Raw genomic sequence first — 23,784 nt, 5'->3', positions numbered from 1 at the left:
CCTCGAACATCAATCTGCCCTCTCTATATTGGCAAAACAAAACAGCGGAAATCAGGTCGATGTTCCGGATAACGAGATCAGGTTGCCTTCAGAACATTGTCGCTGAACGAGCGCGCATCGACTTCCGACCAATCGAGCTCGGATTGGAGCCGACGATAGACATCTTCCGCGATATCGCCGCCGTCCCGCATCTCATGGAGTACCGCTCGCTGCCGCGCGATCATTTCGAGATGAAGCTCGTCGAATTCGGACGTCGACTGTGGATCGTCGGCCTCCGCCGTAACCTTCCCCGCCGCCCCGTAGCGAAAGCGCAAGGCATCGGCAGCACCGCCTTCGCTAGCCGGAAGAACCGCAAGCCCCACATCGATCAACCTTTTGCGCGCAGGAGCGATTTTGTCGGCAAGACCAGCCTCGCCACCCAGATCGAGGCGTCTGATCAGCGGCCCGAGCGTCAGGCCTTGAATGACCAACGTCCCGATGACGACGCCGAATGCTGCCAGTACGATCAGATCGCGTCCTGGCATCCCTTGCGGCAGGGCAAACGCCGTCGCCAGCGTCAGCAGTCCGCGCATGCCGGACCAGGACAAGATCAGCGAGGCGTTCCATGGCGGCGGTTTGGGCAACCACGACGGTTCGAAGCGATCCGCGAGGATGCCCTCGACGAACCGTACGAGAAATACCCAAACAACCCGCGTTCCCAAAACCGTTGTCAGGATGGCGGCCGCGAATCCGATTGCAGGCCAGCGCTCGGTGGGAGGCAAGTGGATGAGCACGTCACGGGATTGCAGCCCCATCAACATGAATGCCACGATGTTGAGCACCAGCACCGCCGCCGACCAGACGGCCTCGCTTTGCAAACGATCGCGGGCAGGCTGATTGATCGGCCGACGCTGCGAAACGATCATGCCGAATGCAACGACAGCAAGGACGGGCGAGATATGCAACCGCTCGGCCAGCAACCATAGTCCGAAGGTGACCGCGAAGTCCGCCAGACTGGAACCGAGCGTCCCGGCGAACAGGGGGACGATGCGGAGATAGGCCAGCGCAGTCACCGCACCGAAGACGATACCTCCGGGCACCGCCGCCGCAAGCGCCCACGGGGTCGCCGATGTATCCGAATGCGTCGCAAACGCGGTGGCGAGACCGAATAGCAAAAGGGCTGTCGCATCGTTCAGCAGGCTTTCGCCCTGGAGCAGGAGCAGACCACGCCTAGGAATACCGACTTCGCCGAGCACCGCTTCGGACGCGGCAGCGTCGGGAGGCGCGACGATCGCGCCAAGCGCGAAAGCTGCTGCCAGCGGAAGACCGCCTAGCGTCACGCCGACGAGCGCGACCGTTACCGTGGTAACGAGCACGGCAAATACGGCCAGTGACAGCAGCGGGAACCAGTATCGGCGGAGCGCGCGCGGACTCGTATGGTAGGCTGCATGAAGCAAGGCCGGCGCGATGAAGAGCGCGAGGACGAGATGGGGATCGACGGTGATCATCGGCGCAAAGGGCAACGCAGCAAAGCCGAGCCCCGCTGCGGCTAGCAGCGTGGGATACGGCACATTCAGCTTGCGCGCGAAGACCAGCAGAACGAGCGCCAGTAGCAAGATCGCGTCGAGGCTTTCGAAAAGATGCACGCGACCGCAACGGGCGGGACGTAACGAAGGGTCCGCATAGGCGCTCGCTAATTGCCACGTCGCGCCGAGGAGTCATGACTGCCCATTCACCTGCCACACCGCGACCAAAAAAAACCACCCCGCGCATGAAGCACGGAGTGGCCTAGGTTCAGGGAGGAGGCACGCTAAAAGCGTGCCGTACGGCGCCGCGAAAGGGGGGGACACGATGCCGTACAGGATCTAAATAGGTGAGGCCGGTTTTGGTTCAACCCTAACCGTGCCGCACTGCACATTTTTTTCCGTCATGCGGTACCGAGTCAGCCTATCCACCCGATCTGACCGGGTATTTGCCGAACCCACCGTAACGAGATTGCCCGCGGAAGCAGCCAGACCCGACACGGATGCTGCATCCGAGCCGGGGCGGGTGCAGTGCCAGTTAGCTCAAACGTTGAACTGGGGCGCCATCTGAGGCTGAGGAACGACGCCGAGCTGCACCTGGCGTGCGAAGATATCGCGCATCAATGAGAGCGAGAAGAGGTGAGCATAGAGCAGCGGCAGCATGCCTGACTTGCTCATCTTGCGCAGCGCGTCGCCGCGCATATCTATCAGCTTTTCCTCGTTGATCATCTGGAAACCGCGATAAACGAACGGCTGCTCGGCGCCTTCCGGCTGGATCGTCACTTCGCCGTCCATCAACAACTCCATCTCGCGAAGCTCGTTCATGAAGTTCTGCGTGCGGGCACCCGCCTGCTCGAACGATTCGTTGAAACCGAGAATGTTCTGCGTCAGCGCGCTGGGCTGACCGTTCTCGAACAGCGCGTCGCCGTCTTCGAACGGGCCGATCGCATCGGATGTCGGATCGAAGCAGAGCGACAGTTCCTGCGCATCGGGATGAAGCCGTGCGAGCATATAAGGGTAGCGACGCACGTACGCCGGAACGTAGAACGTGTTCTCGGTCAACTTGCCGTCGTCGCCGACGAACACGTTGATGCCTTCGTTCAAGCCCATCAGTGCCAGCGGAATTGCATCCTCGCCGACCGAGAAGACGATCGGCATGTGACGCTGGACGAGCGGGAACTCATCGACGGTAATCGGAATCGCATGCTGGCCGACCAGGAACGGTGCGCTGTCCTGCGAACGAACCTTGTAGTTGGCGTGTGTGTCGCTCGAGAGCGGCTCGAGGCCGTTGTAGAAAAGCGGAAGCTGGGCGGCGCTGGCCATAATACTCTCCGGATCGATCAGGATATTGCCGGCGGCTCATGCCACCGATTGGGGCGAGGCTCTATGGTGCGACGAGCGGGCGTGCAAGTGTGACGAGCTTTCCGGGATTGAGGATGCCTAGCGGATCGAACGCGCTCTTGATTGCGCGCAAGGCTGTCATGCGCGCGGGCGACGACAGGCGCTCGAGTTCGTCGCGCTTCATTTGGCCGATCCCGTGCTCCGCCGAGATCGATCCGCCAGCGGCAGCGACCAGGTCGCCGACGAAGCGCGTTATCACCGGCGCCTGCTCGGCATACCAGGACGCGGGATCGGTACCAGGCGCCGCTCGGACGTGAAAATGCACGTTGCCATCGCCGAGATGGCCGAACCCGCTCGCGTGCGTGCCGGGGAACCGCGCGTCGCATGCCTCCGCAGCCTCGATCATGAAGCGCGGCATCGTCTCGACGGGAATGGAGATGTCGTGCTGCGTCGCCGGGCCGAGTGCACGTTCGGCTGCCGACAGCGAGTCGCGGATCAGCCAGAATGCCTCCGACTGCGCCTCGCTGCTGGCGATCGTCGCGTCGCCGATCGCTCCGTCAGCGAGGGCCGCGCCGAGCAGGCGTTCGAGAAGAGCCGACGGAGCCTCGCCTTCGGTCGTTGCCGACGCCGCCTCGATCAGGAGATGCCAGGCATGACGACCCGCCAGGGGCGCCCGCGCATTCGGGAGGTGCGCGATCGCCGCATCCAAAGACTCCGACGGCAGGATTTCGAAACTTTCGATCGCGTCGGTTCTCGCCTGCATCGTCCGCAGCAACGTCAACGCCGCGGCAGGTGACGCGACCCCGACCCATGCCGTTCCGCGCGCTGCGATCGCCGGCGCTAGACGAAGCGTGGCGGCGGTTACGATCGCGAGCGTGCCCTCGGCACCTATGAACAACTGATCGAGGTCGTAGCCGCGATTGTCCTTCTTTAGTGCTGACAGGCCGTCATGAATGGTACCATCGGCAAGCACCGCCTCGACCCCCGCGACGAGGCCCCGCATCGTGCCGAACTTCAACACTTGCGTGCCGCCGGCGTTGGTCGAGACGAGCCCGCCGATCGTCGCGGTCCCCCGTGCGCCGAGCGTAAGCGGAAAGCGCCAGCCCTGCGATCGCGCCGCGCCATCGAGGTCGGCAAGGATGACCCCTGCCTCTGCGACCACGAGTCCGGCATCCGCATCGAGACCACGAACGCGGTTCATTCGGCGAAGCGACAGGATGAAGGCACGACCATCGCTGGGCGCCGTCGCACCGCCGACCATCGAGGTATTGCCTCCCTGCGGCACCAGCGCGACGCCGTGTTCGGCCGCCGCTGCGACGATCAGCGCGACCTCCGCGGTCGACGTCGGCGCAAGCAATGCCGGTGCCCTACCGTGAAACCGACCACGCCAATCGTGCAGCCAAGGATCGATGTCCGCGGGGTCGGTGATGATCGTTTTCGGGTCAAGCCGCGACGACAACGCCTCCAGCATCGACGCTTGCGGGGACGTCATGACTGTTGCCGAAACTGTGGACATGGCCGGAGCGCTAAACAAAATTCATCGCGCGTTCAACGATTGCCGCTAACGGTTACGTGACCATCATGATCCACCCCGCCATTCCCGCCACTCTTCTCGCATTAGCGGGTCCTGCCGCTGCCGCGATCGAGGATACGCAACATTCGGGATCGAGCTTGAATGGCTTAGAACTCGCGCAGACGTCGATTCATGAGAGGATCATTATCCGCGTACCGCGGATGAGCCGAATGACGACGCGCGCGACCGATCCGCGGGTCGAGTGGAAAGAGCATAAAGGGCCGAAATGCATCGCGGTGGCCGATATTGCCGGCGCGATGCTGAACAAGGAGGGTGCCGTCGACCTGTTGATGGATGACCAGAGCCGGCTGCGCGTTCGGCTCGACGGTGATTGCAAACCGCTCGATTATTACACGGGCTTTTATCTGAAGCCGGGGCCCGACGGCTTGATCTGCAAGGACCGCGACGCCATTCGGATGCGATCCGGCGCGCGGTGCGAGATCGAAGGGTTCAAGAGCCTTCGTCCGAAGAAGTAGCAATCCGCTATAGGCGAGCACCGCGTGGCTTCATCATTGCATCGACGCAAGTTGGAATGCCGGTTGTTCGGACGTCGACTAAGCGGAATTCTAAATCCGAGGTTTTAAGAGGATGGCCGATTTGCCATCAGGCATGGGGCGGAAATTGCTTACGCGTCCTCCGCTAACCGCGTTTCCTTGACATTTGCCGGTAAATCGGCGAGCGCCGGAAAGCTTGAGGGCAGTGCATTTCACCCTCCATTTACCGGACATTTGCATGAGTTTTGCCGATCTCGGCCTCTCCGACGAACTGCTGAAGGCAGTCACCGACTCCGGCTATACCGAGCCGACCCCGATCCAGGCCGGCGCAATTCCGTCCGTGCTGATGATGCGCGACATCATCGGCATTGCCCAGACGGGCACCGGCAAGACCGCGTCGTTCGTGTTGCCGATGATCGACATTCTTGCGCATGGCCGTAGCCGCGCACGCATGCCACGCTCTTTGATCCTCGAGCCGACGCGCGAACTTGCCGCGCAGGTGGCGGAGAATTTCGAGAAATACGGCGTCAATTCGAACCTTTCGATGGCACTGTTGATCGGTGGCGTGTCGATGGGTGACCAGCTCGCAGCCCTCGAAAAGGGCGTCGATGTGCTGATCGCGACACCGGGCCGGCTGATGGACCTGTTCGGGCGCGGGAAGATCATGCTCAACGGCTGCTCGATGCTCGTTATCGACGAGGCGGACCGGATGCTCGACATGGGCTTCATCCCCGATATCGAGGAAATCTGCACCAAGCTGCCGAAGCAGCGCCAGACGTTGCTGTTCTCGGCGACGATGCCGCCGCCAATCAAGAAGCTGGCGGACAAGTTCCTGACCAATCCCAAGACGATCGAGGTGTCGCGCCCGGCGTCGACCAACCTCAACATCAAGCAGTATCTGGTGCCGGTGCCGAGCCAGACCGCCAAGCGCGACACGTTGCGTCGGATCCTGGCGCAGGAAGAGGTGACGAACGCGATCATCTTCTGCAACCGCAAGACGACGGTGCGCGACCTGAACAAGGTGCTGAAGCAGGCGGGCTACAAGTCGGGCGAGATCCACGGCGACATGGAACAGCCGCAGCGACTGGCCGAGCTGGAGCTCTTCAAGACCGGCGCGGTGACGATCCTTGTAGCTTCCGACGTCGCCGCGCGAGGGCTCGACATCAAGGGCGTGTCGACGGTTTTCAACTATGACGCGCCGTGGCATCCGGACGATTACGTCCACCGGATCGGTCGCACGGGTCGCGCCGGGGCTACGGGCACGGCGTATACGTTCGTTGCGCCGGACGACACCGAGAATATCCAGAACATTGAGAAGCTTACCGGACAGACGATCGAGCGGCTGAAGGTCGGCGGGGCATCGGACGCCCCTGCCCCGGTCGCTGCACCCGAGGACGACGAGCAGGCGCCGCGTCGCGAGCGTTCGCGGAGCCGTCGTGCGCCGCGGGCGGATATTGTCGCGCCGGCGATCGTGGCGGAGGTGCTGGCCGCGGCCGAGCCGGTGGTCGAGGTCAAGCGCTCGCGGTGGCAGCGTACGCCGATCGACGAGCCTGTGCCTGCGGTCGCACCCGCGCGTCCCGCGGCGATTGCGGCTGCGGTTGCTGCTGAGCCGGTTCGCGTGGAGCCCGTTCATGCCAAGCCAATTGTCGCGGAGCCGGTTCGCGCAGAGCCCGCGCGTCCAGAGCCGGTTCGTCAGGAACAGGCGCCTGTGGAGCAAGCGCTGCCTGCACCTAATCGTGACCGTCGCGAGGTCGTGAACGATGCGCCGGACGATGGCTGGAACGGGCCGTTCCCAAGCTTCCTCAATGCCGTAATCGGAGGATATGAGTGATGTCGATGATCCGTCTTGCCGCTTTGGCTCTGCTCGCCACCGCAGTTGCAGCGCCGGCCGCGCCGCGCAGCAGGGTCGCGGCACCACACGTCAACACGACCAGCTTCGACAGGCTGCCGCAGCCACTGCCGTTGCCCTATGACGAGGCAGCGGACGCGAACGCTCGGGTCGCGGCCGCGCGCGCGCGCGCTTTGAAGACGCACAAGCGTTTGCTGATCGATCTCGGTGGAAACTGGTGCCTCGACTGCCGGCTCCTCGCGGGGACGATCGACCTGCCCGAGATGAAGCGGTTCGTGGACAGCAAGTTCGTCGTCGTGACGGTCGACATCGGCCGCTTCGACAAGAACGGGCAGATCGCGGCGGGCTACGGCATCAAGGGCCGTCTGAAGGGCGTGCCGGCGGTTCTGGTTGTCGATCCGCGTAGCAACAAGCTGCTGAACGCGGGGCATGAGACCGAATTGGCGGACGCGCGGTCGATGGGGCCGCAGGCGTTGGCAGACTGGCTGGCGAAGTGGGCTGCTTGATCAACGTACGCTAAAGGCACTCCACTTTTGAGCAATCGTTCCCCGGCCTTTGCCGGGGAACGATGTTGCACTGCGGGCGCTGCGGACCTCTTTCGAACGCGGGGCAAAGGTCGACCAGCAACCTTCCGAATTCTGCCTACCACTTGCGCAAGAACTCGCCCCTACGCTGCGGCGGCCGCGATCAGCGCATCGTCCAGCGCCGCTGCCCGCAGATATCCCGGACGAATGGTCAGGCGCGCGGCATAGTCGGTGAACGCAGCTTGCTTGGGCAGCGAACCGAACTGCAGGCCGAAAAGAATCTGCGATCCGACATACACATCTGCCGCGGTGAAACGGTCGCCGGTGATGAAGGGATGCGCGGATACGGCGCGTTCCAGGACGTCCATGACCGCATCGAAGCTGCCATAACCGACCATTCGCTGTTGCGTCTCGGTCGGGACAACGCCGAGCGAGCGGTTGGTGATTGCGGCCTCGACTGGGCCTGCGGCGTAGAACAGCCAACGATAGTAATCCGCGCGTTCGTCGTCGCTCGGGGCGAGGCCGGCGTCGGGAAAGGCCTCGGCGAGATACGCGCAAATCGCAGCGCATTCGGTGACGGTCTTGCCGTGGTGGACGATCGCCGGGACCTTGCCCATCGGGTTAATCAACAAATACGATTCGGCCTTCATCGCCGAGGCATAATCGAGCACGATCGTTTCATAGTCGGCGCCGATCTCTTCCAGAATCCACCGAGCAATCCGACCGCGTGACATCGGGTTCGTGTACAGGGTGAGCGTCATCGGGTTTCCTTAGAACGAATCGTGAACGGAAATCTCATGCAGAGACGGCGCAGTCAAGGATTAGCCGCAGCTTGTTTCCCCGCGAAGGCGGGGACCCAGACTGGACTCGGGCCTTCGCGGGAGAACAAGAAGGAGGGGTTCACGCGGTTGAAGCTCTCCTGTTTGCAACACCCTTACACGAGCGCCTTGTCGAACAGCGCGAGCATGCGCGCCCAGGCCTTGTTCGCTTGAGCCGCGTTGTAGACCTTGGAGTCGGGCGGGCACCAGCCGTGCATGGTACCTTCGTATACCTCGATCTCAGCAGGCAATTTGGTTGCGGCGAAGGCAGTACGCAGCGTGTCTTTCTCGGTCGGTGCGCGGGCGTCGTCGTTGGCGGCGATCGCGATGAGATATTGCGCCTTCATCCGCGGAATCAGGAGATGGGGGCTGTCAGGCTTGTCGGTGACGAAGCCGCCGCCGTGGAAGGTCGCGCCTGCCCGGATACGACTGGATACAGCTGCGGCGGTACGCATGACCATGGGGCCGCCCATGCAATAGCCGGTGGTCGCCATGCCCCGCTTGCGATCGACCTGCGTCTGCGTGTCGAGGAACGCGGTGAAAGCCTTCGCGTCGCGGACCGTGCCTTCGGCGGTGAGCGCGTCGCGGAACGGCGCGATGCGGGCGCGGACGTCAGGTTGATCGTAGGACTCGCCGGGCTTCAGGAACGGGGCCTTTGTAGAGCGATAGAACTGGTTGACGACCATCACCGCATAACCGGATTGGGCGAGCCGGTCGGCCATCTGACGAAAAGCTGGGCGCAGGCCCATGATGTCGGGCCAGACGAGCACGCCCGGGTGCCTGCCGGTGGCGGGGGCAACGAAATAGGCGTCGGCCTTGCCGTCCGGCGTGGTGATCAAGACATCGCGGCCCTTGATCACCGCTGCGTTCGCGGGCGCAGGAAGCAGCATCGTTAGGCCAATCGCGCCGGTCATCACGCCAAACTGCCGGCGCGAGACGCCCGCCAGATACGCTTCGTTATCGTCTGCGGTATGCTCGTCGCACATGGGCCTCTCCTGCCGGGTTTGGCTGCATGCTAGCTTAAGCGGCGCGCCACCACCACACGCCATCGACGATGTCTTGGGTCGCCCGGCCTTCGACTTCGAGGCGGCGGAGATGCGCGAGCGCTTCGCCGGTTGCCATGCCGAGCACGTCCGGGCCGATCGCGCGGCGGAACAGGCGGCCGAAACAGTCCATCGCGCGGCGGGGTTCGGCGATGAAGGCGGCGAGTTCGTCAAGCCGTTCGCGGTGCTCGCGGTCCATCGCGTCGAGGCGGGTGTGGAGGCCGGTGAACGGATCGCCGTGGCCGGGCAGGACAAGCAAGTCCGATGGCAAGGTCTTGAGCTTGGCGATCGAGGCGAACCATTCACCTAGGGGATCGGCACCCGGTTCGGTGACACCCAACGAGACGTTCGGACTTATGCGGGGAAGCACTTGATCGCCGGCGATTAAGATCCCAGCGATTTCGTCGAACAGGCACGCATGCTCGGGCGAGTGCCCGGAGCCAGTAACGATCCGCCAGTCGCGGGTGCCGATCGTGAGCGTGTCGCGGTCCTCGATGCGGGTGTAGCTGAGCGGCAGCGGCGTGATGATCTTGCGGAAGCCAGCCCAGCCCCGGGCGGTGGCGTGGTCGATCTGGTCGGCGTCCCAACCTGCCCCCTTCCAGAAGGCGAGCATCTCGTGCGGGACCGAATCGCGGGCATCAGCGGCGAGCATGCGGGCGGTCAGCCATTCACCCCTCGTCATGATCAGCGGTGCGGCGTGATGGTCGCACATCCAGCCGGCCAGTCCGATATGATCGGGGTGGAAGTGGGTGCCGATCATCCGGGTGATGCGGGTGCCGGCCTTGGCGCCCTTGAAGATGGCTTTCCAGGCGTCGCGGGCATCGGCGGTGTTCATGCCGGTGTCGATCAGCGCTTCGCCGTCAGTGTCCGCGAGGAGCCAGCAATTCACGTGCTTCAACGGGCCTGGGATTTTGAGGCGGACCCAGTCTATGCCGGGGACGACCTGCATCACGCCGCCGGACTCCGGCTCGGCGCCGCCGAACGGGTAGGTCAGGCCCTTGTGAGCGGTCGGCGCGAATGCGGTGTCGGGTGCGGTTGCCATCCGTTGCGGTTAGCAACTGGACGATCGGGGAGATAGCCCGGCAATATTGCCGGAGGACCCTAGTTGCCGCCGAACCAAGGCAGCGTGCTTCCCCGCGAAGGCGGAAATTGAGACTGGGCTCCCGACTTTTCGGGTACAATACTGAGGCGCGGACTGGCCTCGTTACAGGCGCGACCTGTCGGGTCGGGTTGGCTATTCTCGCTAGCCGTACCGTGCGACGAGAGCGCGAGCCCATTCCCCTGCCCCTCCCGCTTGCGGGAGGGGAAAGAAGGATCAGCGCTTGAACGGGTCGTCGAAGAGCGGCTTGACGGGAAGGACGCCGCCTTCGGCCACGAACTGCGCGTCCGCGGCTGCCTGCGTGCGTTCTGCACGAAGCTGCTGGAGCAACACCTCGCGGTCGCCCTCAAGACGCGTGTCGGTCGGGGCATCCATCCCGGCAGCCTTGGCGGCCTTCGCCACCGCTGCGTCGAGCTCGCGCTGCGAAGTCAGGCCGAGCGTGACCGGATCCTTCGGGGTGATGTTAGCGATATTCCAGTGGCTGCGATCGCGGATCGCTGCGATCGTCGTGCGCGTCGTGCCGATCAGCAGCGAGATGGCGCCGTCGGTGATCTCCGGATGGTTGCGGATGATCCACGAGATGCCATCGGGCTTGTCCTGGCGCTTCGAGACCGGCGTGTAGCGCGGACCCTTGGTGCGGCGGACCTGCTCGGGCCCCTTGATCATCTTGAGCTGGTAATCGGGATCGGCGGCACCCTTGTCGATCTCGTCCTGCGTGACTTCATGAGCGCGCACGGGATCGCGACCGGTAAGCTTGGTTGACGTGGTATCGTCTGCGATCGCCTGGATCTCGAGGATGTGCAGACCGCAGAAATCCGCGATCTGCTCGAAGCTGAGCGCGGTATTGTCGACCATCCAGGCGGCGGTCGCGTGGGGCATGAGCGGCTGGGCCACGGCGAGAACTCCGTAAAAATAGAAAGGGCCGCCCCTTTCGGAGCGGCCTGACATGAGAGAGACTTAGTGTGCGCGGCGCTATCTAGCAAGCGATCAAGCGTCAGGCCGCGATACGCTTCAGATCGAGCGGAACGAGCGCATGGAGGAACTGGCGCGCGCTGACCGGCCAACTATAGCGCGCGGCAAAGGCGGCGCAGGTTACGCTGTCGCGGATGACCGCGGTGGCGATCGCGGTATCGAGGTCTTCGTCCATCGCGCCGACGCGGTCGTCGAGGACGTCGATCGGGCCGGTCACCGGATAGGCGGCAACCGGCGTGCCGCAGGCGAGCGCTTCGATCATGACCAGGCCGAAGGTGTCGGTGCGGCTGGGGAAGACGAGGACATCCGCGGTGCGGTAGGCGGCGGCGAGGTCGAGGCCGGAGCGCTGGCCGAGGAACACGGCTTGCGGGAAGCGGCGGGCGAGCGATGCACGGGCGGGGCCTTCGCCGACGACGACCTTGGTGCCGGGATGGGTAGAGGAGAGGAACGCCTCGATGTTCTTCTCGACCGCGACCCGGCCGACATAGAGCTGGATCGGACCGGGAAGCGTTGCCACCTCAGGATCGCGCGCGCCGTCCAGGCCGAACTGCGCGAAGTCGACGCCCCTGCCCCATTCGCGGACCTGATGCAGGCCCTGCGTTGCGAGCGTCGCGGCGACCGAGGGGGTGGAGACGAGGATCGACTGGGCAGGACGGTGGAACCAGCGGATGTAGCGCCAGATCCAGTCGGGGTTCGCGCCGGTGCGAGCTGCTACGTAGTCGGGGAACTGCGTGTGGTAGGCGGTCGTGAACGGGAGCGCGCGGGCCATGCACCAGTTGCGGGCGGCGAGGCAGACCGGGCCTTCGGTGGCGAGGTGGATGGCATCGGCGCCGAAGCTGGCCAGCATGCGACCCACTGCGCCCGAACGCGCGAAGGCCAGGCGGATTTCGGGGTAGGTCGGGCATGGCATCGAGGCGAATTGCTGGGGCGAGACGATCAGGACCTCGTGGCCGATCGATTCCAGTTCCTGGCGGACCGCCTGGAGGGTGCGGACGACGCCGTTGACTTGCGGGCTCCAGGCGTCGGTGACGATTGCAATACGCATCGGTCTTCTCCGTGTTGCCCCCTCCCCAGAAGGGAGCGGGAGGGCCCGCCGCACTTGCGGTGGGAAGGTGAGGGCACGCTTGAATTGCGTTGCGGACCGTGCCCTCACCCTCGCCGCTGCGCGGCCTTCCCTATCCCCGGCGGGGGAGAGGGTTTAAGTTAGGCGGCTAGGGTTATGACCTTGTCGCGTTCGCGGGCGGCGATTTCGTCACCCCAGTGGAGGAGTTCCATGCGGCCGTTGAAATGCTCGACCAAGGCGGTGCAGCCCTCGACCCAGTCGCCGTCGTTGTAATAGGCGATGCCGGCGATCTCGCGCATTTCGGCGGTGTGGATGTGGCCACAGACCACGCCTTCTACGCCGCGCGCGCCGGCGGCGTGCGCGACGACCTCCTCGAAGTGCGAGATGAAGGCGACCGCGTTTTTGACCTTGGCCTTGGCGTGCTTGGACAGCGACCAATACGGCATGCCCATCCGCCGGCGTGCAGCATTGACCCAGCGATTGAGGCCCATCAGCATCGTGTAGGCCGCGTCGCCGATGTGCGCGACCCAGCGATGCGCGAGCGTGATTGCGTCGAACTCGTCGCCGTGAAGGACCAGCAGGCGGCGACCGTCCGCCGTCTCGTGGATCGCGTTCCGGCGGATCGAGATGCCGCCCAGATCGAGGCCCGAATATTGCCGGAACACCTCGTCGTGATTGCCGGGAATGTAGACGACACGGGTGCCGCGCTTGGCGCGCTTAAGCAGGCGCCAGAGGACGTCGTTGTGCGCGGCGGGCCAGTAGAATTTCTTTTTGAGGCGCCAGCCGTCGATCATGTCGCCGACGAGGTACATCGTCTCGCTGTCGACGTGATCGAGGAAGTCGTTAAGCATGCCGGCATTGCAGCCGCGCGTGCCGAGATGGACGTCGGAGATCCAGATCGTGCGGTATTGCCGCCGCTCTACGACGGGCTCCGGCAATGCGGGCCGCGAATGGATGAAGTCGGCGATATCGGTGATGTCCGCGCCAGCGATGCTAGATGGCGAAAACGTCGTAACGGCGTCCATGAGCTTGTCCCCCGGCAAGGTACCCTCTCCGATCCTGCTAGCCGCTAATTGTGACATCGTGGTCGCAGTCCGGTGACTGTTCCAAGTCAGCGCCGCGGCAGTGCTGCAATTGCTCGCAAACGCGTTGACGAATCGAGGCGAAGCTGAACCTATGCGACGCTCTTACAGGGAGAAGTTACCGTGAAATTCCGTTTCAAGACTTTTGGTGTCGCGGTTGCCGGCATGGCGATGATGATCGCACCGACGATGGCGTCGGCGGCCAATACTGCATCGTCGCTGTCGATCGCGAAGGCGCCGGCTGCGCGTGCCGGAACGGCCACAGTCGGCAAGAGCAAGCTCGCCGAAGGTGCGACTGCGACGTATGTCAGTATCGGTATCCTGGCTGCGCTGGTGGTCGGCGTGCTGCTCGCGACGAGCGGTGGGAATGACGATTCGGACAGCAACTGAGGGTTCGGGGTCGGGACCGTTTGGGTCCTGACTTCAACCGCTGAGTAGCATGGTTCCCCACGAAGGCGGGGATCCAGACTGGGAGTGTGGGGTTGGCTCTTCCCCCGGACGATCCTTGTACATGAGGGGCATGCACAACCGCGCGTTCGCCTTCGTGAGAGAACAGTATGAGGTTGGCGCAGGCGAATCGAACGCTCCGCCCTACTCCCAACATTCTTCCCCGGCGGAGGCTGGGCCCGAGTGGAGATGCTTAGTAACGACGCAGTGTCCGTCGTTACGGCAACCTTGCCATTTGGGCCCGGCCTTCGCCGGGGCGCTGGTGTATGCGGGGCGGCGGACGTCGGACGGGAATACCCCGGCTTTCGCCTGGGTTGACGGGAGGGGACGGGTGCCTCGCCCCCCACCCTTTACTCCATCGTCAGTACGATCTTGCCGACGTGATCGCCCGCTTCCATCCGCGCGTGCGCAGCCGGGGCGTCGGCGAAGGCGAAGGTTCGGTCCATGATTGGCTTCAGCTTGCCGGCTTCGACATGTGGCCAGACGGTACGGGCGAGTTCGTCGGCTACCAGCGACTTGAACGCGGTATCGCGTGGGCGGAGCGTCGAGCCGGTGAGGGTCAGGCGGCGACGCATGATCTCGAACAGGGGGACGGTCGCCATCATGCCGCCCTGCACCGCGATCGATACGTGCCGGCCATCCTCGGCGAGACATTGAAGGTTACGCGGGACATAGTCGCCGCCGACCATGTCGAGCACCGCGGCGACGCCCTTGCCGCCGGTGATCTGCTTCACGCGCTCGACGAAATCCTCGGTCTTGTAGTCGATCGCGTGGGTCGCGCCGAGGCTCAGCGCTGCTTCGCATTTGGCCTTGGAGCCGGCGGTGACGATGATGTCGATGCCGAACACGTTGCACAACGCGATCGCCATGGTGCCGATGCCGCTGGTGCCGCCGTGGACAAGTACAACGTCGCCTTCGGTCGCGTAGGCGCGCTCGAAGAGGTTGGTCCAGACGGTGAAGAGCGTCTCGGGCATCGCCGCGGCCTCGACCATCGTCAAAGCTTCGGGGACCGGAAGGCACTGGCCGAACGGCGCGACGGCGTATTCCGCATACGCCCCGCCGGTGATCAGCGCGCAGACGAGCTGGCCGATCTGTTCGTCGCCGACGCCGTCGCCGACCGCGACGATCGTCCCCGAAATCTCCATGCCCAGGATCGAGGGTGCGCCCGGCGGGGGCGGGTACTTGCCCTGGCGCTGCATCACCTCGGGCCGATTGACGCCCGCCGCAGCCACCTTGACCAGCACCTCGCCGTTCCCCGGCCGGGGCACGGGACGATCGACCAGGAGCAGAACTTCGGGGCCGCCCGGCTGCTCCGGGTCGATCGCCTTCATGATGTCGGGAATCGTGGTCATTTGCTCGTCACGCCCATTTGATTTCCGGGCCTTATTGACATCACTCGGGTGCGGGTCAACGTTACAGAAATTATGGACCCGGAAGACGCCCCCTCCCGTCCCGACGATCTGCTTGACGCGCTCGTGCGGCAGGACCTCGATCCGCTGTCGGTCGCAGAACTCGATGCGCGGATCACGGTATTGCAGGGCGAGATCGCGCGATGTCAGCTCAAGAAGGACCGCGCGGTCAGCCACCGGGCCAGCGCCGACGACCTTTTCAGGCGGTGACGTGCCTGCCCGCCCCCTCGCTCGCCGCTTTTAGTCGGTGCAGGAACGGACGGGGCCGGGTTCAAGTGCTTGATGCGACCAATATCAGTTCCGACATAGTGGCAAAGGGCCTGCGTGTTCGCGGCCCGACAGGAGTATTGTAAATGCCATCATTTGCACCCGCCCTCGAGACCACGCTGCACAAGGCGCTCGAGGCGGCGTCGTCCCGGCGCCATGAATATGCGACGCTGGAGCATCTGCTGCTCGCGCTGATCGACGACGAACATGCGTCGAAGGTCATGACCGCGTGCAACGTCGAGATCGGCGAACTGAAGAATACCGTCGCGCACTACCTCGACAGCGAACTCGATGCTCTGAAGGTCGACGCGGCGACCGACCCCTCCCCGACCAGCGGGTTCCAGCGCGTCGTCCAGCGCGCGATCCTGCACGTCCAGTCCTCGGGCCGCGACGAAGTGACCGGCGCCAACGTGCTCGTCGCCCTGTTCAGCGAGCGCGAGAGCTATGCCGTCTATTTCCTCCAGCAGCAGGACATGAGCCGCCTCGATGCGGTCAGCTTCATCAGCCACGGTGTCGGCAAGGGCGGACAGCAGGCGACCGAAGCATCCACGCCAAAGGGTGCGGACGACGAGAAGCCGGCCAAGGGACAGGAGAAGGGCAAGACGGAAAGCGCGCTCAAGCAATTCACGGTCGACCTCAACGAGAAGGCCCGCAACGGCAAGGTCGATCCCCTGATCGGGCGTGGTCCGGAGGTGGATCGGACGATCCAGATCCTGTGCCGCCGATCGAAGAACAACCCGCTCTACGTCGGTGATCCCGGCGTCGGAAAGACCGCGATCGCGGAAGGCCTGGCGCGGAAGATCGTCGAGGGCGACGTGCCCGAGGTGCTGTTGCCGGCGGTGATCTATTCGCTCGACATGGGCGCGTTGCTGGCGGGTACGCGGTATCGTGGCGACTTCGAGGAGCGGCTGAAGGCGGTCGTCAACGAGCTCGAGAAGATGCCCGACGCGGTGCTGTTCATCGACGAGATTCACACCGTGATCGGCGCGGGTGCGACCAGCGGCGGCGCGATGGATGCGTCCAACCTGCTGAAGCCGGCGCTGTCGGGCGGGACGATCCGCTGCATCGGCTCGACCACGTACAAGGAGTTCCGCAATCACTTCGAGAAGGACCGCGCGCTGCTCCGGCGCTTCCAGAAGATCGACGTGAACGAGCCGACGATCGAGGATACCATCAAGATCCTCGCGGGCCTGCGCTCGGCGTTCGAGGATCACCACAACGTCAAGTACACGCCCGATGCGATCAAGTCGGCGGTGGAGTTGTCGGCGCGGTACATCAACGACCGCAAGCTGCCGGACAAGGCGATCGACGTGATCGACGAGGTCGGCGCGATGCAGATGCTGGTGCCGCCGAACAAGCGCAAGAAGACGATCACCCCGAAGGAGATCGAGCAGGTCATCGCGACGATGGCTCGCATTCCGCCAAAGTCGGTTTCGACCGACGACAAGCTGGCGCTCGCCACGCTCGAGACGGATCTGAAGCGCGTGGTGTTCGGGCAGAATGCGGCGATCGAGAAGCTCAGCTCGGCGATCAAGCTGGCCCGGGCGGGTCTGCGCGAGCCGGAGAAGCCGATCGGCAACTATCTGTTCACCGGGCCTACCGGTGTCGGCAAGACCGAAGTCGCCAAGCAGCTGTCGACGATCCTCGGCATCCCGCTGCAGCGGTTCGACATGTCCGAATATATGGAGCGGCATTCGGTCAGCCGTCTGATCGGCGCCCCCCCGGGCTATGTCGGGTTCGACCAGGGCGGCCTGCTGACCGATGCGGTCGACCAGAACCCGCATTGCGTGTTGCTGCTCGACGAGATCGAGAAGGCGCATCCGGACCTGTTCAACATCCTGTTGCAGGTGATGGATAACGGGCGGCTGACCGACCAGCACGGCAAGTCGGTCGATTTCCGCAACGTCATCCTGATCATGACGACCAATGCGGGTGCCAGCGACATGGCGCGCGAGACGGTCGGCTTCGGCAATCTCACCCGCGAGGGCGAGGACGAGCAGGCGGTGCAGAAGATGTTCACGCCGGAGTTCCGCAACCGTCTCGATGCAGTGGTGCCGTTCGGCTATCTGCCGACCGAAGTGGTGGCGCGGGTGGTGGACAAGTTCATCCTCCAGCTCGAACTGCAGCTGGCGGACCGCGGCGTGCACATCGTCCTCGACGACGAGTCGAAGGCGTGGCTCACGACCAAGGGCTATGACAAGCTGTACGGCGCACGGCCGATGGGCCGCCTGATCCAGGAGAAGATCAAGCAGCCGCTTGCCGAGGAACTGTTGTTCGGCAAGCTGGTCCATGGCGGCGAAGTTACGGTGAAGATGAAGGACGGCGCATTGTCGTTCGAGATCGAAGCCGCCGCACCCAAGAAGCCGAAGAAGAAGGGCAAGACCGAGACGGTCGACGCCAACTGACAATGATGTGATGGACGGCGACCCGGGCGAGTATTCGCGCGGGTCGTCGTCCAGTCTTTCGGTACTTCGTCCGGCATCGGACGATGGTTGTTCGCTTAGCGAACCGTCGTCAGCGCCTTGCCAAGCGTGATAAAGTCCGCTGGGTCATCACAGCGCGGTTCACCACCCGATGCGGCGTGGTTTTAATTCCATGACGTTGGACCAAAAGCGATAATCCGGCCGTTATGTCTTTCGCTACGCCCAAAAGGCGTCGTGGATTGGACGAAAACGGACTGAATATGTCCGGTTCATCCGTGATACCGTGCCCTCTTTACCTTTAATTGGTGAACAGGGCTTAACGGTGTCGGCATGACGTTCCGGTTTCGCATCTGCTGGCTGCTTGGCATTGTTGCATTCACGGTGGCGATGATGGGCGCCAGTCCGGCCCAGGCGAGCACCGGCCAGCCGCTGACCGTGTGCCTGATGGCCGCAAAGCCCGCGCTTTCCGCGCCGGCGCTGTTCCGTACACCGTCGCAGTTCGATTGCACGACGCCCCAGTCGCGATACGGTGCGGGAGACTTCTGGGTCCTGTCGCAAATCCTGCCCGTCGCCATGACCCAGACTCCTGATCTGCGCGCGCGGGTTGCGAGCGTCTGGCAGGATAAGGTGACGCTGTACGTCCTGTATGCCGACGGCGCGATCCGCCACACCGGTTTCACGAGCCACACCGCAGGGCGACACCTGAGGATGGGTGCGACGTTCTCGCAGACCCTGCCGCCCCACCCCGCGCCGCCGGTCCGCCTGCTCTGGCATGTCGAGGGGTCCGCCAACTTGCGCGGGGTGGTGCTGGGTGCCGCCCTTGCGACGCCCGCCCAGGCTGCCGAGAGCGAAATTCTGCTCGCGGGGCTGTATGCGAGCTTCGGCGGGATGGCGATCGCGCTGATCGTCTACAATCTCGCTTTGTGGGGCGCTTTGCGGCAGCGGTTCCAGCCGGTCTATTGCCTGCTCGTGCTGTGCCTGCTCGGCTACGCGTTCTCGTCGTCGGCGGCGCTCGGCCAACTGGTGCCATCGCTCGACAACAATATCCGGCTGCGCATCAACGTCGGCCTGCTCGCGGTGTGCGCCAGCATGGTCATGATCTTCGCGCGGACCTTCTTCGAACGCCGGGTCTTCGACGGCTGGCCACGACCGGCGAGCAACGTGGCGCTGGGGATACTCGCCTCGACGAGCGTCGCGTTCGCAGCCCTGGCGCCCTGGCAGATCTATTGGCTCGATCGCCTGCTCACGCTCAGCTATCTGCCGCTGATCGTCATGGTACCGCCGATCCTGTACCGGGCGTGGCGCGTTCGCAGCAACTATCTCTGGATGTTCGCGCTGGCGTGGGGCGTCCCGATCATCTTCGCCAGCCTGCGTATCGCAGGAGCCCTGGGCCTGATGGCCTGGAGCTTCTGGATCGACAATTCGACGATGATATCGATGATGCTCGAGGCGCTGCTCTCCAGCCTCGCGATCGCGTATCGGATCCGCCTGCTCAGCGTCGAACGCGACGAAGCGCGTGAACAGGAGATCGCCGCCCGGCTGCTGGCCGATACCGAGCCGCTGACCGGCCTGCTCAACCGCCGCGCGTTCCTCAACCGTGCGATCGGGCGACAGGGCGACCAGATGCTGCTGATCGCGGACGTCGACCATTTCAAACGCGTCAACGAGACGATCGGCCATGACGGCGGCGACGAAGTGCTGCGGGTAGTCGCGCGCGCGTTGCGCAACGCGGTGCCACCGGACGCGCTGGTTGCGCGAATCGGCGGGGAGGAATTCGCGATCCTCGTCGATGCGAGGACGCCGATCCTGTCGGATACGATCCTCGAACGCTTGCGGAGCCAGCGGATGCCGTTCGACATCACGGTTACGGCCAGCATCGGCAGCTGCACGGGACCCCTGCTACGCGAATCGGACTGGAAAACACTGTATCGCAGCGCCGATCGCGCACTGTTCGCGGCGAAAGGTGCCGGGCGCGACCGGTCTCGCGACGCGGGTGGCCTGCCGATCGCCGCCTGATCGCCGGCTCGATGCACTTGTGAGACGGCCGTTCTGCGGGCATGCATGCTGCGGCGGGAGATGGATGATGCGCGATCGCAAGGCTGTGCTGGTAATCGCGGGACTCGCGCTGTTCGCGCTGGCGGCGCGTCACCCGACCGCCGACATTCGTATCATCACGCACGAGACCAGCGATCCTTCGCCGCATCGCATGCAAGCTGCCGTCGATCTCGGGCTGGTCGGGGTCTCGGTGCTCTATACCTGGACCGTCAGCCGGCTGCACTGATCGGCACGGCGGTCCGTCGCGGCCATCCTTGACCCCCATCCGGTGCCTGCGCCATAGCGACGGACATGGACACGCCGATCGAAGACCTCGCGTTCGAGGATGCACTGAAGGAACTCGAGATCATCGTCGGGAAGCTGGAAAGCGGCGACACGCCGCTCCAGCAAGCGATCGAGCTGTACGAGCGCGGCAACAAGCTGCGCCAGCGCTGTGCCGACCGGCTCGACGCGGCGCAGGCGCGGATCGAGGCGATCCGGCTCGACGGCGACGGCAAGCCTGCCGGCGTCCGTCCGTTCGCGGCAGGCTGACCGAATGACGACGATGCCCGTGACGCTCGACGCCGCGCTGTCCGACGTTTCCGCGGAAATCGACCGGCAGTTCGATCTGCTGCTGGCGATACCCGACGACCCTCGCGCGGATCTGTACCGGGCGATGCGGCATGCGGCGATCGGTGGCGGCAAGCGGTTGCGGCCGCTGCTCGTGTTCGCGACCGCCAATCTGTTCGACGTGGCGCACGCATGCTCGGCGCGGGCGGCGATGGCGGTCGAGGCGATCCATGTCTACTCGCTGATCCATGACGATCTGCCGGCGATGGACGACGACGACCTGCGGCGCGGCAAGCCGACCGTGCACAAGATGTTCGACGAGGCGACCGCGATCCTGGCGGGCGATTGCCTGCATGCGCTGGCGTTCGAGGTCCTGGCCGATCCGGAGACGCATCCCGATCCGTTCGTGCGGATCGAACTGGTCATGGACCTCGCCCGCGCTTCCGGCCCGAACGGCATGGCCGGTGGCCAGAAGATGGATATCGAGGCGGAGAATACCCGGTTCGATCTCACCACGGTCACCCGGCTGCAGCAGATGAAGACCGGGGCGCTGATCTCGGCCTCGGTCGAAGCCGGCGCGATCCTGGGCCGCGTGCCGCCCGAGGGTCGCGTGGGGCTTCGCGGTTATGCGCATGATCTGGGGCTCGCGTTCCAGATCGCCGACGACCTGCTCGATGCGGAGGGCGACGAGGCGGTCGTCGGCAAGTCGCTGCGCAAGGACGAGGTTGCGGGCAAGGAGACGTTCCTGTCGCTGCTCGGGCCCGAGCGCGCACGCGAACAGGCGCGGATGCTGGTCGACCAGGCGGTCGCGCACCTGCACAGCTATGGCAAGGAAGCCGATCTGCTGCGCGATATCGCCCGCTTCGTGCTCGAACGCGACCGCTGATTTTGGCACCTGGGAGTTCAAGATGACCGCACGCATCGGTGTTTACCCGGGGACCTTCGATCCGGTCACTTTGGGTCACATGGACATCATCCGGCGCGGCGCGAAGCTGGTCGACCGGCTGGTGATCGGGGTGACGACCAATCCGTCCAAGTCGCCGATGTTCACGATCGAGGAGCGGATGGCGACGGTCCGGCGCGAAGTGGCCGACGTCGGCGGCGACATCGAGGTCGTTGCGTTCGATTCGCTGTTGATGGACTTTGCCGAGCGGCAGGGGGCGAAGGTGATCGTCCGGGGCCTGCGTGCGGTGGCGGACTTCGAATACGAGTATCAGATGGCGGGGATGAACCAGCAGATCAATCCGCGCGTCGAGACGGTATTCCTGATGGCCGACGTCGCGTTGCAGCCGATCGCGAGCCGGCTGGTGAAGGAGATCGCGCTGTACGGCGGGAATATCGCGAAGTTCGTGCCGGAATCGGTGCGTGACGAGGTGATTGCGCGGGTCGAGAAGATCGGACGCAAGGGGAGCTGAGCCGCTCTCCCCCGCGCACGTTCAGATTGGCGCAAGCGGGGATTTGCTCTAAGTGGCGGCAGCCTGGTTGCGCCGGGCCTCTTTCGAGTGGGAATTTGATGCGCTTTTTCGTCGGAATGTTCGCGTTGCTCGGGTGCCTGGTCACGGTGCCGGTGGCGGCGCAGAAGAAGGATGTCGTGGTTGCCCCTGCGCGCGCGACGCCGCCGCTCACGACCGATACGCAGAATCTGCTGCTGCTCGATCTGTCGACCGGTGGCCGCGTGACGATCTGGCTGCGGCCCGACGTCGCACCCAAGATGGTGGAGCGGATCAAGCTGCTCACGCGCCAGCATTTCTATGACGGGCTTGCGTTCCACCGCGTGATCGACGGGTTCATGGCACAGGGCGGCGATCCCAAGGGCGACGGCACCGGCGGTTCGACGCTCCCCGACGTGAAGGCGGAGTTCAACTACCTGCCGCACGTCCGCGGTGCCGTCTCGGCGGCGCGGTCGGACAAGGAGGACAGCGCGAACAGCCAGTTCTTCATCGTCTTCCAGCCGCGCCTGAGCCTCGACAAGAAGTACACGGTGTTCGGCCGGGTGCTCGACGGGATGCAGTATGTCGACGCGATCGAGCGCGGCGAGCCACCGGCGAACCCGTCGCGGATCGTCCATGCGTATATCGCGGCGGACAATCCCCCCGCGTATGTCGCCGGCCCGCCGGCACCTGCGCTGGGTGCGCCGGTGACGTTGCCGGGTACGGCTTCGGGTCCGAACGCGGCCAAGCCCAAGCTCGCACCGGCCACCCGCAAGGCACCGGTAAAGAAGGCTCCTGCAAAGAAGTGATTTCACGTTGAACGTCGACCTTTTCGACTTCGACCTGCCGACCGACAACATCGCGCTCCGCCCTGCGGCGCCGCGCGATGCTGCGCGGATGCTGGTGCTCGAAGGTGACGCCACCAGGGATGCGGGCGTTGCGGACCTGCCGTCGCTGCTGCGGCGCGGCGACATGCTCGTGTTCAACGATACGCGCGTGATCCCCGCGCAGCTCGATGGGCGACGCGGCGATGCGAAGATCGGTGCGACGCTGCACAAGCGCGAGGGACCCCGGCGGTGGCGCGCGTTCATCCGCAACGCGCGGCGGCTGCGCGACGGCGACGTGATCGAGTTCGGCAACGGGGTCAGCGCGGCGGCGGTCGATCGCGAGGATGACGGCAGCTACGCACTGGTGTTCGCGGGCGACGAGCCGGTCGAACTGCTGCTGGAGCGCGCGGGCCATATGCCCCTGCCCCCGTATATCGCCGGCAAGCGCCCGACCGACGAACGCGACGCGGACGATTACCAGACGATGTTCGCGTCCGAGCCGGGCGCGGTAGCGGCGCCGACGGCAGCGCTGCACTTTACGCCGAAGCTGATGGCGGCACTCGAGGCGGCGGGGATTGGTCATGCGACGCTGACGCTGCATGTCGGCGCGGGGACGTTCCTTCCCGTGAAGGCGACCGACACGACCGAGCACCGGATGCACGCGGAATGGGGTCGGATCGATGCCGCCACCGCCGATCGGCTGAACGCGGTCCGCGCGAACAATGGTCGCGTGATCGCGGTGGGGACGACGTCGCTCCGGCTGATCGAGAGCGCGACGGGCGAGGACGACGTGATCCGCCCGTTCGACGGCGACACCGCGATCTTCATCACGCCGGGTTATCGGTTCCGCGGCATCGACGGCTTGATGACCAATTTCCATCTGCCACGCTCGACCTTGTTCATGCTGGTATCGGCGCTGATGGGGCGCGAGCGTATGCAGGCGGCGTATGCGCATGCGATCGCCGGGAAGTATCGCTTCTACAGCTATGGCGACGCCTCGCTTCTGCTGCCATGACG

At 64.6% G+C, this 23,784-nt stretch carries 23 protein-coding genes; 13 read left to right on the top strand and 10 right to left on the bottom strand.

What is annotated here, in order from left to right; genetic code table 11:
- Nucleotides 1–77: 77 nt before the first annotated feature.
- From SJY41_RS00775 to SJY41_RS00765, 3 genes are all read right to left on the bottom strand, one after another.
- A complete protein-coding gene (locus tag SJY41_RS00775; RefSeq protein WP_380778258.1) occupies nt 78–1,625 on the bottom strand; it encodes a cation:proton antiporter in 1,548 nt (515 codons plus the stop codon).
- A 420-nt stretch (nt 1,626–2,045) separates the two neighbouring features.
- Complete coding sequence (locus SJY41_RS00770; RefSeq protein ID WP_380778257.1) at nt 2,046–2,825, bottom strand: SapC family protein; 780 nt, start codon at nt 2,823–2,825, stop codon at nt 2,046–2,048.
- 61 nt (nt 2,826–2,886) lie between these two features.
- The gene (locus SJY41_RS00765) at nt 2,887–4,335 is read right to left on the bottom strand and encodes an FAD-binding oxidoreductase (RefSeq protein WP_380778255.1); all 1,449 of its coding nucleotides are present in this window, start codon (nt 4,333–4,335) and stop codon (nt 2,887–2,889) included.
- Nucleotides 4,336–4,424: 89 nt separating this feature from the next.
- Here SJY41_RS00765 and SJY41_RS00760 point away from each other — a divergent pair, with 89 nt between their 5' ends.
- The 3 genes from SJY41_RS00760 to SJY41_RS00750 all read left to right on the top strand — a co-directional run bounded on the left by SJY41_RS00760 (nt 4,425) and on the right by SJY41_RS00750 (nt 7,265).
- A complete protein-coding gene (locus SJY41_RS00760) occupies nt 4,425–4,892 on the top strand; it encodes a hypothetical protein (RefSeq protein WP_380778253.1) in 468 nt (155 codons plus the stop codon).
- A gap of 256 nt (nt 4,893–5,148) precedes the next feature.
- Nucleotides 5,149–6,741, top strand: coding sequence for a DEAD/DEAH box helicase (locus SJY41_RS00755; protein ID WP_380778251.1), 1,593 nt, complete (start codon nt 5,149–5,151; stop codon nt 6,739–6,741).
- Nucleotides 6,742–6,746: 5 nt separating this feature from the next.
- Entirely contained in the window at nt 6,747–7,265 is a 519-nt protein-coding gene (locus SJY41_RS00750; protein ID WP_380784025.1) for a thioredoxin family protein, read from the top strand.
- A gap of 161 nt (nt 7,266–7,426) precedes the next feature.
- Here the strand turns inward: SJY41_RS00750 and SJY41_RS00745 are convergent, their stop codons facing one another.
- The 6 genes from SJY41_RS00745 to SJY41_RS00720 form a co-directional block, all read right to left on the bottom strand.
- Nucleotides 7,427–8,044, bottom strand: coding sequence for a glutathione S-transferase family protein (locus SJY41_RS00745; RefSeq protein ID WP_380778249.1), 618 nt, complete (start codon nt 8,042–8,044; stop codon nt 7,427–7,429).
- Between the two features lie 173 nt (nt 8,045–8,217).
- Nucleotides 8,218–9,087, bottom strand: a complete 870-nt coding sequence (locus tag SJY41_RS00740; RefSeq protein ID WP_380778248.1) for a dienelactone hydrolase family protein — start codon at nt 9,085–9,087, stop codon at nt 8,218–8,220.
- Between the two features lie 34 nt (nt 9,088–9,121).
- Nucleotides 9,122–10,186 carry an MBL fold metallo-hydrolase gene (locus tag SJY41_RS00735; protein WP_380778246.1) on the bottom strand — a complete coding sequence of 355 codons (1,065 nt, stop codon included), beginning with the start codon at nt 10,184–10,186 and terminating at the stop codon, nt 9,122–9,124.
- Nucleotides 10,187–10,459: 273 nt separating this feature from the next.
- On the bottom strand, nt 10,460–11,137 hold the full coding sequence (locus SJY41_RS00730) for a cell cycle transcriptional regulator TrcR (RefSeq protein ID WP_380778244.1): 678 nt from the start codon (nt 11,135–11,137) through the stop codon (nt 10,460–10,462).
- A 100-nt stretch (nt 11,138–11,237) separates the two neighbouring features.
- Entirely contained in the window at nt 11,238–12,260 is a 1,023-nt protein-coding gene (locus SJY41_RS00725) for a glycosyltransferase family 4 protein (RefSeq protein WP_380778242.1), read from the bottom strand.
- Between the two features lie 158 nt (nt 12,261–12,418).
- Complete coding sequence (locus tag SJY41_RS00720; RefSeq protein WP_380778240.1) at nt 12,419–13,303, bottom strand: UDP-2,3-diacylglucosamine diphosphatase; 885 nt, start codon at nt 13,301–13,303, stop codon at nt 12,419–12,421.
- 180 nt (nt 13,304–13,483) lie between these two features.
- On the opposite strand from SJY41_RS00720, the gene SJY41_RS00715 reads away from it, so the two are divergent.
- Nucleotides 13,484–13,750: a hypothetical protein gene (locus SJY41_RS00715; protein ID WP_380778238.1), complete on the top strand. Its 267-nt coding sequence runs from the start codon at nt 13,484–13,486 to the stop codon at nt 13,748–13,750.
- A gap of 407 nt (nt 13,751–14,157) precedes the next feature.
- Here the strand turns inward: SJY41_RS00715 and SJY41_RS00710 are convergent, their stop codons facing one another.
- Nucleotides 14,158–15,159: an NAD(P)H-quinone oxidoreductase gene (locus SJY41_RS00710; protein WP_380778236.1), complete on the bottom strand. Its 1,002-nt coding sequence runs from the start codon at nt 15,157–15,159 to the stop codon at nt 14,158–14,160.
- 72 nt (nt 15,160–15,231) lie between these two features.
- On the opposite strand from SJY41_RS00710, the gene SJY41_RS00705 reads away from it, so the two are divergent.
- From SJY41_RS00705 to queA, 9 genes are all read left to right on the top strand, one after another.
- A complete protein-coding gene (locus SJY41_RS00705) occupies nt 15,232–15,426 on the top strand; it encodes a DUF1192 domain-containing protein (RefSeq protein ID WP_380778234.1) in 195 nt (64 codons plus the stop codon).
- Nucleotides 15,427–15,569: 143 nt separating this feature from the next.
- Nucleotides 15,570–17,888, top strand: a complete 2,319-nt coding sequence (gene clpA / locus SJY41_RS00700) for an ATP-dependent Clp protease ATP-binding subunit ClpA (protein ID WP_380778232.1) — start codon at nt 15,570–15,572, stop codon at nt 17,886–17,888.
- 348 nt (nt 17,889–18,236) lie between these two features.
- A complete protein-coding gene (locus SJY41_RS00695; protein ID WP_380778230.1) occupies nt 18,237–19,922 on the top strand; it encodes a diguanylate cyclase domain-containing protein in 1,686 nt (561 codons plus the stop codon).
- 67 nt (nt 19,923–19,989) lie between these two features.
- Entirely contained in the window at nt 19,990–20,187 is a 198-nt protein-coding gene (locus tag SJY41_RS00690) for a hypothetical protein (protein WP_380778228.1), read from the top strand.
- A 65-nt stretch (nt 20,188–20,252) separates the two neighbouring features.
- Nucleotides 20,253–20,492, top strand: a complete 240-nt coding sequence (locus tag SJY41_RS00685) for an exodeoxyribonuclease VII small subunit (protein WP_353468823.1) — start codon at nt 20,253–20,255, stop codon at nt 20,490–20,492.
- Between the two features lie 4 nt (nt 20,493–20,496).
- Entirely contained in the window at nt 20,497–21,396 is a 900-nt protein-coding gene (locus tag SJY41_RS00680; protein ID WP_380778226.1) for a polyprenyl synthetase family protein, read from the top strand.
- 22 nt (nt 21,397–21,418) lie between these two features.
- The gene (gene coaD, locus SJY41_RS00675) at nt 21,419–21,925 is read left to right on the top strand and encodes a pantetheine-phosphate adenylyltransferase (RefSeq protein ID WP_380778224.1); all 507 of its coding nucleotides are present in this window, start codon (nt 21,419–21,421) and stop codon (nt 21,923–21,925) included.
- A 98-nt stretch (nt 21,926–22,023) separates the two neighbouring features.
- Nucleotides 22,024–22,749 (top strand): peptidylprolyl isomerase, encoded by a 726-nt coding sequence (locus SJY41_RS00670; protein WP_380778222.1) that lies wholly within the window; start codon nt 22,024–22,026, stop codon nt 22,747–22,749.
- A gap of 7 nt (nt 22,750–22,756) precedes the next feature.
- A complete protein-coding gene (gene queA / locus SJY41_RS00665) occupies nt 22,757–23,782 on the top strand; it encodes a tRNA preQ1(34) S-adenosylmethionine ribosyltransferase-isomerase QueA (protein WP_380778221.1) in 1,026 nt (341 codons plus the stop codon).
- Nucleotides 23,783–23,784: the final 2 nt, after the last annotated feature.

This window comes from Sphingomonas sp. R86520 (genome assembly GCF_042466285.1).
Taxonomy (GTDB): domain Bacteria; phylum Pseudomonadota; class Alphaproteobacteria; order Sphingomonadales; family Sphingomonadaceae; genus Sphingomonas.
The sequence above is the reverse complement of the archived record's forward strand: the minus strand, read 5'-3'. Positions and strand labels throughout refer to the sequence as shown.

Coding starts and splice junctions, on each gene's coding strand:
- SJY41_RS00770 (WP_380778257.1), bottom strand. CDS start 2,825: ATGGCCAGCGCCGCCCAGCTTCCGCTTTTCTACAACGGCCTCGAGCCG.
- SJY41_RS00765 (WP_380778255.1), bottom strand. CDS start 4,335: ATGACGTCCCCGCAAGCGTCGATGCTGGAGGCGTTGTCGTCGCGGCTT.
- SJY41_RS00760 (WP_380778253.1), top strand. CDS start 4,425: ATGATCCACCCCGCCATTCCCGCCACTCTTCTCGCATTAGCGGGTCCT.
- SJY41_RS00755 (WP_380778251.1), top strand. CDS start 5,149: ATGAGTTTTGCCGATCTCGGCCTCTCCGACGAACTGCTGAAGGCAGTC.
- SJY41_RS00750 (WP_380784025.1), top strand. CDS start 6,747: ATGATCCGTCTTGCCGCTTTGGCTCTGCTCGCCACCGCAGTTGCAGCG.
- SJY41_RS00745 (WP_380778249.1), bottom strand. CDS start 8,044: ATGACGCTCACCCTGTACACGAACCCGATGTCACGCGGTCGGATTGCT.
- SJY41_RS00740 (WP_380778248.1), bottom strand. CDS start 9,087: ATGTGCGACGAGCATACCGCAGACGATAACGAAGCGTATCTGGCGGGC.
- SJY41_RS00735 (WP_380778246.1), bottom strand. CDS start 10,186: ATGGCAACCGCACCCGACACCGCATTCGCGCCGACCGCTCACAAGGGC.
- SJY41_RS00725 (WP_380778242.1), bottom strand. CDS start 12,260: ATGCGTATTGCAATCGTCACCGACGCCTGGAGCCCGCAAGTCAACGGC.
- SJY41_RS00720 (WP_380778240.1), bottom strand. CDS start 13,303: ATGGACGCCGTTACGACGTTTTCGCCATCTAGCATCGCTGGCGCGGAC.
- SJY41_RS00710 (WP_380778236.1), bottom strand. CDS start 15,159: ATGACCACGATTCCCGACATCATGAAGGCGATCGACCCGGAGCAGCCG.
- SJY41_RS00705 (WP_380778234.1), top strand. CDS start 15,232: ATGGACCCGGAAGACGCCCCCTCCCGTCCCGACGATCTGCTTGACGCG.
- clpA (WP_380778232.1), top strand. CDS start 15,570: ATGCCATCATTTGCACCCGCCCTCGAGACCACGCTGCACAAGGCGCTC.
- SJY41_RS00695 (WP_380778230.1), top strand. CDS start 18,237: ATGACGTTCCGGTTTCGCATCTGCTGGCTGCTTGGCATTGTTGCATTC.
- SJY41_RS00690 (WP_380778228.1), top strand. CDS start 19,990: ATGCGCGATCGCAAGGCTGTGCTGGTAATCGCGGGACTCGCGCTGTTC.
- SJY41_RS00685 (WP_353468823.1), top strand. CDS start 20,253: ATGGACACGCCGATCGAAGACCTCGCGTTCGAGGATGCACTGAAGGAA.
- SJY41_RS00680 (WP_380778226.1), top strand. CDS start 20,497: ATGACGACGATGCCCGTGACGCTCGACGCCGCGCTGTCCGACGTTTCC.
- coaD (WP_380778224.1), top strand. CDS start 21,419: ATGACCGCACGCATCGGTGTTTACCCGGGGACCTTCGATCCGGTCACT.
- SJY41_RS00670 (WP_380778222.1), top strand. CDS start 22,024: ATGCGCTTTTTCGTCGGAATGTTCGCGTTGCTCGGGTGCCTGGTCACG.